The following is an 8511-nucleotide window of genomic DNA, read 5'->3' as shown; positions in this document are numbered from 1 at the left end:
TTCTGGCCCACCCCCCCCCCCGCCCGCGGTCCTGAAGGGGTTTCAGGCGCGTGGGCTCAGACCAGATCGGGGCTGATCGCCGCGCGCAACACGGCCTGTTCGCCGCCGTCGCGTTCGCGGCTCGCAATCCACCAGACGCCGGCTTTCTTCAGCGGCCAGCTTGCGTCGCTGTTGCCGAGCAACTGCGCGGCGACGTGGCCGAGCGTTGGTTGATGGCCGACGATCACCACGGTCTGCGCAATGCCATGGGGCCAACCGGCCGCCTCGAGCACGTCGGCCGCGCTCGCGTTGGGCGCGAGTTCGCGCACCACGCGATACTGGTCGCTCAGGGTTTCAGCGGTCTGGATGGTGCGCGTGGCCGGGCTTGCAAGCACTACGGCGTCGTCCGGTAGCCGCGTGCGCAGCCACTTCGCGACGTTCTGGGCCTGCTTGCGGCCGCGCGTGGTGAGCGCGCGGACGAGGTCGTTGGCGGCGAAATCTTCGGCTTCGGCGTGACGCCAGAGAATCAGATCCATGTGTGTCTCCTTGACTCTGGTTGCGGCGGATAAGCTGCGCGGGTTTTCGCTCACTGTCGCATGCGGGCCCGGTTGTTCGCAACCCGAAGGCTTTGGGGGAGCTGGACAGTGGTTTGTCTGGCCGCTGGCTTCGCAGCGAACCACGCACCGAACTACGCATGCGTGCGACGTGTATTGAAAGCAACGCCAAAAAGCAAAAACCCGCGAAGCCGGAGGCTACGCGGGTTTCGTATTGCTTTTCGTGGTCGGAGCGAAAGGATTCGAACCTTCGACCCTCTGATCCCAAATCAGATGCGCTACCAGGCTGCGCTACGCTCCGACGAATCAGAGATTTTACGGGGTAGAGCGCGTCAGCGTCAACCACGAATTGCGCCGGGCTGAAAAACAGGTTCAACGGTGCTCTATATGCGTCCCATCAGCAGCAATACGATCACGATGATCAGCACGACGCCGACCAGGCCGGTCGGCCGATAGCCCCAGCCGCTGCTGTATGGCCAGCTCGGCAACGCGCCGATCAGCAGCAGGATGAGGACAATAAGCAGTAGGGTTCCGATGGTCATTCGAGTTCTCCCTGTCTGGCCCTCGGGATGGCTGGGCCGCATCGTTGGTTCGGCGCATGCGCGCCGGGACAATTGACGCGCACCACGCGCGCCTTGCAGGCTCATGGTCAGCAAGGCATGTGCCTGTGACGCGGCAAGGGAGGACAGTCAACGCCGAGCGCCCACGCGCGTATCGGGCGGTGGCGCGCAAATGAGTGGAAAGCGTGACGAAGAAGAGGAAAAACTGGCGCCCGTCCGCCTATTCGTGACGCTGGTGCGTGTCAGAGCGGCTGGCGCGGGGAGTGCGGCGCTGTACCAATGCTTGCCGTGGGGCAAGTGACAATCGGCACGGGTGACGGGCGCGCCGTCGATTGTCGGCGCGCATGAACTCGCGCAGCGCAGCGCGCCGCAGGGTTCACACGAATTTCTGCACCGCGTGCGTCGTCGTAGCGTTGACGGCCGATCACTTCCGCTGTGTAGTTGAGACCGCTTCAACCACGCCGGCGCAGCGGATCAATCAGCCAATCAACCGCAACAGATGTAAGCGCAACAGGCAGCCTACTTTCGTCCTGACTAATGCCGCGGGCGTCTCCAATGTGGCATATGCAGGTGCTGCTGACTCAGCCAGTGATGCAGCATTCCTTCGCCATCGTGTTCGCGCCTGTACGTTCTCGATTCGAAAATCGACAGGGCGAGCAGCACGAGCAGACCTATTGCAAGCCCGACCAGACCTGCGATCGTTTCAGCGTCCATGGCAGTCTCCTATCACCTACGGCTGTGACTTCATAGTAGGACACACATCGCGAAATGGCAGGGGCGGCCAGCACGCCGTAACGTCGCGGATCACGCTTTGCAGGTAGACTCTCGGCCCTCGGGTTGCCGCCGGGTTGCTGCCCGCTGCTGTTACTGATTCTGTCTGGAGAGACGACTGTCTATGATCCGCGTTCCGATGATTGCATTGCTGCTGTTTGCCGGCCTGGCCGGGTGTGCGGACAATCCGTCCGGCCATCACGGCAAGCCGCCGCAAGATCCCGCCGACTATCACGGCGTGCCGACCGACACGACGCCACCGTCGATGGTGCCCGCGCCGGCCGCGCCTTGACGAGCACCACGCGGAAAAGAGAGGTGAGTTAGAAAGGCGAAGCACCGGCGCGGGCACGCCGGCGCTTCTGACCCGCGCTGACTGTTCGCGCGGAGAGCGCGGGCTGAAGTCATTCTAGGGCGAGCCTGGCGGGCCATATGTATGCGCTTGTTTCAAGCCGTAACCGGGTGCCGCGAGGCAAGGCTAGCGTAGCGCGTCGTGGCGCGAACCCGCGCGCTTTGGCGCGTCACGCGCGAAGCTCAAGCCTTCGCGCCCGCCACTCCACGCACGACCCCCGGCAAATACCGCGCGAGCGTGACGCCGCGTGCGGCCATGAAGATCAGCATCGCGGCCCACAGGCCGTGATTGCCGTGCAGCGCCAGCAATGCCGACGACACTGCCACGAACACCGCCAGCGACACGATCATCGACACCATCAATTCGCGGGTGCGGGTCGCGCCAATGAAAACACCGTCGAGCAGAAAGCCCCACACGGAAATCACCGGCGAGAGCGCGGCCCACGGCAGATACGTTTCAGCCGCGGCGCGCACGGCGGGCTGGTCGGTCAAACGTTCGATGATCCACGCGCCCGCGCCCCAGTACACCAGCGCGAAGGCCAGCCCGCCGAGCGCGGACCACAGCGCGGTGACCTTGACCGCCTGCGCGAACGCGTGCCGGTCGCGTGCGCCGATCGCCGCACCGACGAGCGCCTCGGCGGCGTGCGCGAAGCCGTCGAGCCCGTAGGCCATGAAGGTCTGAAAATTGAGCAGCAACGCATTCGCGGCGAGCGTCGCATCGCCTTGCCGCGCGCCCAGGTGGGCGAACCAGCCGAACGACGAGAGCAGGCACAGCGTGCGCACGAAGATGTCGCGATTGAGCACGACCAGACGCTTGAGCGCCGCGGTGTTGAACAACGCGGCGCGCCTCAGCGCGGGCAGGCCGCGCGGTCTGCCGTGCCATAGCAGCGCGGCGCCGAGCACGAAGCCGAGCGCGTCGGCGGTGGCAGTGGCCGCGCCGATGCCGGCCACGCCCCAGTCGAACAGATACACGTACAGCAGCACCGCCACGATGTTCACGCTGTTGATGAACACCTGCGAGAGCAACGCGAGCCGCACCCGCTGCGTGCCGAGCAGCCAGCCGAGCACCACGTAGTTGCCGAGCGCGAGCGGCGCTGCCCAGATGCGCGCGTGGCAGTAAATGCGCGCGTGACGCTGCACCGCGTCGCTGCCGCCGATCAGGCGCAGCGCGTAATCGATCAACGGCAGTTGCAGCGCCAGCACCGCTGCGCCGATCGCGCCCGCCATCAGCAGCGCGCGGATCACGGTGTTGCGCAACTCGGCCTCGTCGGCCGCGCCGTGCGCCTGCGCGACGAGCCCCGTGGTGCCCATGCGCAGGAAGCCGAAGCCCCAGAACACGAAGTTGAAGAACAGTCCGCCGAGCGCGACGCCGCCCAGGTACGACGCGCTGTCCAGATGGCCGGCGACGGCGGTGTCGACCGCGCCGAGTATCGGCTGCGTCAGATTGGCGAGGACGATCGGAAACGCGAGCGCGAGCACCCGCCGGTGCCAGCGCACCGGAACAGCGGACGCGGGCTCGTCGGCGCCGCGCGCGCTGTCGCTCAACTGCGTTCCTGCACGCACACCCACGGCGACACGACCACCGCCCACAGGTCGGGGTCGCGCGCGGCGAAATCGGCCGCGGTTTCCACCTGCACGCGCTCGACGAGCCCGGCGGACAGCCATTGCGCGACCTGGGTGGTGTCGTCGCTGGCGATCGCTTCGGCGACGCTCACCAGATCGAGGTCGCGTGCGACGCGCAGCAGCATGCCGCGCGCAAAAAAGCGTTCGAGTTCGGGCCAGCCGATTTTGGCGGTCTCGCTGAGCAGCTTGGCGTACAGCGGGCTATGGGGGGCGTCGTTGGAAGTCATCGTAAGGGGGGGCGGACGGGGCCGTTACTATAAACCATCGGCGCGAGCCGCCACGGCGGCGCGCGTTCCGGTACGCTTGGGGCCTTTCGAAACGGATTCTGAACCTTCATGTCACTGGATTCAACGACGCCGTCCACGGGCCCGCAAAGCGGCGCAGTGAGCGACGCCACGCTCTCGCGCACCGAGGTGGAGCGCCTGATCGCCGCACGCGATGCCCGCGAGGGCGGTAATCAGGCGCGGCTGCATTTCACCGACTGCGATTTCGAGGGCGTCGATCTATCGCGGCTGGATCTGCGCGGCGCCGAGTTTCATCGCTGCACGATCGTCGAGACTTCGTTTTTCGGAGCGGCGCTCGCCCATACCCGCTGGGTGCGTTGCCGCGGCCGCGAGGCGGATTTCGCGTCGGCGGATCTGGTCGATGCCGCGTTCCAGTCGAGCGATCTGAACAACACCAGTTGGCGGCGCGCGAAGCTCGCTTCCGCGTCGTTCCGCGGCTGCAAGCTGACCGGCGCGAACTTCGAGGCGTGCACCGCGCTGGGCCTGAGCTTCGTCGAAACGCTGCTGGTCGGTGCGCATTTGCGCGGCCTGTCGTTTCGCAAGGCCACACTGCAGCAACTGGATTTCTCCGACGCCGACCTCGCCGGGGTCGATTTCCGCGAAGCGGTGTTCGACGGCGGCAGTCTGAAAGATGCGCACCTGAAGGGCGCGCGTTTCGACGGAGCGGACCTGCGCGACGCGGATTTGAGCGGCGTGCGGCTCGTCGATGCGGCGCTTTTCAAAGGCGCGACGATTTCGCATCAGCAGGCCGCAGTGCTCGTCACTGAACTGGGTTTGCGAGTCATATAAATCTGCCTTTCGGCTGGCCGCGTTTTGCGATCCGGCCGGCTCGAATGCAGGGTTGCGCTATGGTTATCTCGCGGCGGTCAGTTTGTCATTTTCGAAAAAGGCGTAGTTTTAATTCGTGCTCGCAATTTGTCGGTTGATTTGCTAGGATTATTATTAGCTATTCGCGGGTCTTCTCGTCGTCAAAATCAATTGATAATTCGTGGGTTAAATATAGGTGAATGGTTGCTTTCGTGCGCTGGCGCACCAAGTTGGGATCGGACATTAAACGTCGGATTTATGCTGAGGCAGGTAGCTAAAAACGGCCAACCTCCTTTCGTCAGGCCATTACAGCGGGGTCGAACCAGATCGTTGCGGTGCGCGGCCCTCCGGTCGATTAAAGAATCCGGCGCGCAGCGGTTAATGCACGTTAATGAAAATGTAAGGCACTTTTGGCCGGTTCAAATCTGAAATTTTTGATTCACTTATTGCGGAATCGGTGCGCCTTGGCACATTGACTACGCAATTAAGAGATTGCACTTGTAAATGGGGGTTGTTAGATTTCGTTCTGGCGCATGGTGAACCGGTCCTTTGCCGATATGCGCCGAACCCCCGTTAGCCCGGCCTCGTGCCGGGCTTTTTTTCGTCCGCGCATGCGTGGGGGTCATCGCCAGTTCATATCCACGACCGATCATCATGGATTATCTTTTTCACTGCGCCGACCATGACCTGGTTGATGGTTTTTCTATGCGGCTGGCCGATCGCGCTCGTGGTGCTGTTTCGCTTCGCCGCGCGTATCGATCCGCGCTCGGGACGCTGGCGACGCCGCTAGCTCGCGCGGAGCTGCATCGCGGTGAGTCGCTACTGCTTGCAGCGAACCACCATCGACCGGTTTTTCACGTTCGCGCCAAAAATCCCGCCGACCGTGCCGCCCGAGGTGGCGCCGTTGTCGACGTCCTTCGACACGACGTCGTAGCCGTAATTGCCGCAGACTTCACCCGCGCGCTTGTAGCACTCGGCCCAGCTGGAGCTCGCGTCGCTGCCGCTGCAGTTGATCGCGAAACCGGTGTCGCCGCTCGGCAGGTAGGTCATCGTGGTGGTGCTGGAGCAGCCGCCCAGGCTGCCGAGCGTCAGCAGGCCAAGACCGATCGCCGCAGCCGTCGCGACGGACGCAAATGCGCTCTTCATTGCAGGTTCCTTACAGAAAACAGAGGGGACAGGGCGAGCAGCCGAGTCTTCGGAATTGAGCGTTTTATAACATGCCGGATTCCCGCGCTCGGGGAGCAGGGCGTGTGCCCGGCGCGGTTCGGGCGCGCCTCGGGGTGTGCCTCGGGTGCGTGCAGGCGGGCAGAGGCACTGTGTAAAAACCGCGGCAAGAATGCTGGATGCACGCGGCGTGACGCGGGCACCCAGCGCGCGCCTAGCGCGGCGGCAATGCCCGCGACGGGTCGATCGAACGGCCTTGGTAACGCAGTTCGAAATGCAGCATCACGCGGTCGGTATCCGTGTCGCCCATCTCGGCGATTTTCTCGCCACGGTTGACCGACTCGCCTTCCTTCACCAGCAGAACGCGGTTGTGCGCGTAGGCGGTCAGATACTCGCCATTGTGCTTAAGGATCAGCAGGTTGCCGTAACCGCGCAAGCCGTTGCCCGCATACACCACCGTGCCGGGCGCCGCGGCGACCACCGGTGTGCCCGCCGCCGCCGAGATGTCGATGCCCTTCGAATTGCCGCCGTCGAAGCGCCGGAATACCGTGCCGTCGGCCGGCCACACCAGCGAAATCGTCGACGCCGGCGCGGCCGGCGGCGCGCTCTCCGTAGGCGCCGCGCGCGGCGTGGCCGAAGCGCTTGCGCTCCCGCTGCTGCGCAGCGCGCCGCTCGTCGATGTCGCGCCGCCCGGCGGCGCGACGCGCAGCACCTGGCCGACCTCGATGCTGTCCGGATTGGTCAGATTGTTCCAGCGCACGATGCTTTGCACCGGCTGCCGGTTGCTGCGCGCGATCTTCGACAGCGTATCGCCCCGTTCGACCCGGTAGAAGCCTGGCGCCACCGGCGCGGACCCGCACGCGGCGAGCACCGCCAGCAACGACGCGCAGGCGAGTCGTTTGATCATTTTTGTTGTTCCCAGCATTGGACCCCGCAAAGCGCTGCCGCGCGTCGATCCCGTCGCGCGGCAGGTAGAGACAAAGCGTCCGATTCTAACGGTTTTGCACTGCAGCATCCGAAAACGCGAATAAGGCGGATTTGCGCAGTGCTCGATGTGGGTGGCCGATGCGGCAGCGGCGCGCAGAAAAATCAGCCGCGATTTGCAGCGGGACCGTCGCGCGTTCGCCTTGAACGCCGCACTATCAGCGCGTCTGTTCGACCGTGATGCGCAGTGCCGCCGTCTCGGTTTGTTCTGGTTCGAGCCAGCGCAGCCCCATGCCGTTGTGAATCGCATCCGGAAGGCCGAGCCACGGCTCGACACAGTAGAAGTCCGACTCCGCAGCTTCGGTCCACGTCGTCACCGCATACCACGGCGCCGAGCCCGGTCGTTGCAGATCGATCGTGACGACCCGGTCGAGCCCCGGCGCGACGAGCCGCACCGGTTGGTCCGGGGTGCCGACGAGGCAATGGAAACGGTCGTGAATGCGCGCCTCGTCGAGCGTGTAGCGTGCTTCGCCCGGCTCGGCGGCGCTGATCGAACCGTCGTCCTGCTGGTGGCGCCGTTCGGTGCGCGGCAGCTCGATCGTGGTCTCGCCGCGCTGCGAATGCGGCAGCGTGAAGTAGAAGTGATGTCCGGCGTAGTACGGCGAGCGCTCATTGCCGGTATTCGTGGTGGTGAACGTGACGTCCAGCGTGCGCGCATCGACGAGGCTGTAGGCGGCTTCAAAACGGAAGCCGAACGGATAGCCGCCGCGCGTCGCCTCGCTGTCGGTCAGGATCATGCGCAAGCCGGCGCCATGCACGTCGGCGTGGGCGTCGAACGGCAGGTCGCGGGCGAAGCCGTGCATCGGCAACTCGCGAACCGCGCCGTTGGCGTCGCGCCAGAAGCCGATCTTGCCGTCGACGCGATGCCGGCCCAGAAACGGGAAGAGCAGCGGGTTGCCGCCGCGAATCCGCGCCGGGTGGCTCCAGTCGGCGTGTTCAGGCCAATGGATCACCTCTTCGCCGTCGATCGTCCATGACAGCAGACGGCCGCCGGCTTGCGGCGCGAAGCGGAGCACGGAGGTGTCCTGGGCGATCTCGAGAATGTCCGGTTGCGGAGAGTGGGGCATGGTCGATGAGCTGATAGTGAGGGTTGAAGATGGCCCGAAGGCCGCGTGAGCGTGTGTTGCCACCATCGCAAGCGCATCGCGAATGCCGTGCGGCGCCACGCGGGAACAGGGATTTTGCGCTGCTTTGCGCTACGGGGAAACCCTTCTCGGGAAATTGCGGGGGTCCGAAAAATACGATCCTTACCGATAATCCGTCTGACCGCCCGGTAACTCGACTGCCGGGCGAGATCGGCTAAGGAGGCGTTATGGATCTCGCAATGGCAATGGGTGTGGCTTTGTTCGGCATGTTCGCGGCAAGCACGTTCTACTTCTTCCACAAGCTCGGACGCTGATTCCCGCAGCCGCCTTCGCATTACCGGTCCGCGATTGC

10 protein-coding genes and 1 tRNA gene are annotated in these 8511 nt (G+C 64.7%); 2 read left to right on the top strand and 9 right to left on the bottom strand.

Annotated features, from left to right (window positions below; all coding sequences use genetic code 11):
- Positions 1-56: 56 nt before the first annotated feature.
- The 4 genes from P0D89_RS39940 to P0D89_RS39925 all read right to left on the bottom strand — a co-directional run bounded on the left by P0D89_RS39940 (position 57) and on the right by P0D89_RS39925 (position 1807).
- Complete coding sequence (locus tag P0D89_RS39940; RefSeq protein WP_408365077.1) at positions 57-515, bottom strand: SixA phosphatase family protein; 459 nt, start codon at positions 513-515, stop codon at positions 57-59.
- A 242-nt stretch (positions 516-757) separates the two neighbouring features.
- Positions 758-834: transfer RNA gene (locus P0D89_RS39935), tRNA-Pro, on the bottom strand.
- Between the two features lie 82 nt (positions 835-916).
- Complete coding sequence (locus P0D89_RS39930; protein ID WP_408365075.1) at positions 917-1075, bottom strand: DUF3309 family protein; 159 nt, start codon at positions 1073-1075, stop codon at positions 917-919.
- Between the two features lie 552 nt (positions 1076-1627).
- On the bottom strand, positions 1628-1807 hold the full coding sequence (locus tag P0D89_RS39925; protein WP_408365071.1) for a hypothetical protein: 180 nt from the start codon (positions 1805-1807) through the stop codon (positions 1628-1630).
- A 181-nt stretch (positions 1808-1988) separates the two neighbouring features.
- Between P0D89_RS39925 and P0D89_RS39920 the strand changes: the two genes are divergently transcribed.
- Positions 1989-2156 carry a hypothetical protein gene (locus P0D89_RS39920; protein WP_188131004.1) on the top strand — a complete coding sequence of 56 codons (168 nt, stop codon included), beginning with the start codon at positions 1989-1991 and terminating at the stop codon, positions 2154-2156.
- Between the two features lie 239 nt (positions 2157-2395).
- On the opposite strand, the gene P0D89_RS39915 is transcribed toward P0D89_RS39920, so the two are convergent.
- Both P0D89_RS39915 and P0D89_RS39910 read right to left on the bottom strand, forming a co-directional pair.
- Positions 2396-3757 carry an MATE family efflux transporter gene (locus P0D89_RS39915; protein ID WP_408365068.1) on the bottom strand — a complete coding sequence of 454 codons (1362 nt, stop codon included), beginning with the start codon at positions 3755-3757 and terminating at the stop codon, positions 2396-2398.
- A complete protein-coding gene (locus P0D89_RS39910) occupies positions 3754-4062 on the bottom strand; it encodes a DUF2288 domain-containing protein (RefSeq protein ID WP_408365066.1) in 309 nt (102 codons plus the stop codon). Before P0D89_RS39910 ends, P0D89_RS39915 begins: the two co-directional genes overlap by 4 nt.
- Positions 4063-4170: 108 nt before the next feature.
- On the opposite strand from P0D89_RS39910, the gene P0D89_RS39905 reads away from it, so the two are divergent.
- On the top strand, positions 4171-4908 hold the full coding sequence (locus P0D89_RS39905) for a pentapeptide repeat-containing protein (protein WP_408365064.1): 738 nt from the start codon (positions 4171-4173) through the stop codon (positions 4906-4908).
- An 837-nt stretch (positions 4909-5745) separates the two neighbouring features.
- Here the strand turns inward: P0D89_RS39905 and P0D89_RS39900 are convergent.
- The 3 genes from P0D89_RS39900 to P0D89_RS39890 all read right to left on the bottom strand — a co-directional run bounded on the left by P0D89_RS39900 (position 5746) and on the right by P0D89_RS39890 (position 8141).
- Positions 5746-6072 (bottom strand): hypothetical protein, encoded by a 327-nt coding sequence (locus tag P0D89_RS39900; RefSeq protein WP_012433822.1) that lies wholly within the window; start codon positions 6070-6072, stop codon positions 5746-5748.
- A gap of 232 nt (positions 6073-6304) precedes the next feature.
- Positions 6305-7015, bottom strand: coding sequence for a peptidoglycan DD-metalloendopeptidase family protein (locus P0D89_RS39895; RefSeq protein WP_408365062.1), 711 nt, complete (start codon positions 7013-7015; stop codon positions 6305-6307).
- A 217-nt stretch (positions 7016-7232) separates the two neighbouring features.
- Complete coding sequence (locus P0D89_RS39890) at positions 7233-8141, bottom strand: aldose epimerase family protein (RefSeq protein ID WP_408365060.1); 909 nt, start codon at positions 8139-8141, stop codon at positions 7233-7235.
- Between the last annotated feature and the right edge of the window lie 370 nt (positions 8142-8511).

This window comes from Paraburkholderia sp. RL18-085-BIA-A (assembly GCF_046027075.1).
Lineage (GTDB): Bacteria > Pseudomonadota > Gammaproteobacteria > Burkholderiales > Burkholderiaceae > Paraburkholderia.
The sequence above is the reverse complement of the archived record's forward strand: the minus strand, read 5'-3'. Positions and strand labels throughout refer to the sequence as shown.

What these genes read in the sequence shown, in the direction of transcription:
- P0D89_RS39920 (WP_188131004.1), top strand. Translation starts at nt 1,989, where the DNA reads ATGATCCGCGTTCCGATGATTGCATTGCTGCTGTTTGCCGGCCTGGCC.
- P0D89_RS39940 (WP_408365077.1), bottom strand. Translation starts at nt 515, where the DNA reads ATGGATCTGATTCTCTGGCGTCACGCCGAAGCCGAAGATTTCGCCGCC.
- P0D89_RS39895 (WP_408365062.1), bottom strand. Translation starts at nt 7,015, where the DNA reads ATGCTGGGAACAACAAAAATGATCAAACGACTCGCCTGCGCGTCGTTG.
- P0D89_RS39930 (WP_408365075.1), bottom strand. Translation starts at nt 1,075, where the DNA reads ATGACCATCGGAACCCTACTGCTTATTGTCCTCATCCTGCTGCTGATC.
- P0D89_RS39900 (WP_012433822.1), bottom strand. Translation starts at nt 6,072, where the DNA reads ATGAAGAGCGCATTTGCGTCCGTCGCGACGGCTGCGGCGATCGGTCTT.
- P0D89_RS39890 (WP_408365060.1), bottom strand. Translation starts at nt 8,141, where the DNA reads ATGCCCCACTCTCCGCAACCGGACATTCTCGAGATCGCCCAGGACACC.
- P0D89_RS39910 (WP_408365066.1), bottom strand. Translation starts at nt 4,062, where the DNA reads ATGACTTCCAACGACGCCCCCCATAGCCCGCTGTACGCCAAGCTGCTC.
- P0D89_RS39905 (WP_408365064.1), top strand. Translation starts at nt 4,171, where the DNA reads ATGTCACTGGATTCAACGACGCCGTCCACGGGCCCGCAAAGCGGCGCA.
- P0D89_RS39925 (WP_408365071.1), bottom strand. Translation starts at nt 1,807, where the DNA reads ATGGACGCTGAAACGATCGCAGGTCTGGTCGGGCTTGCAATAGGTCTG.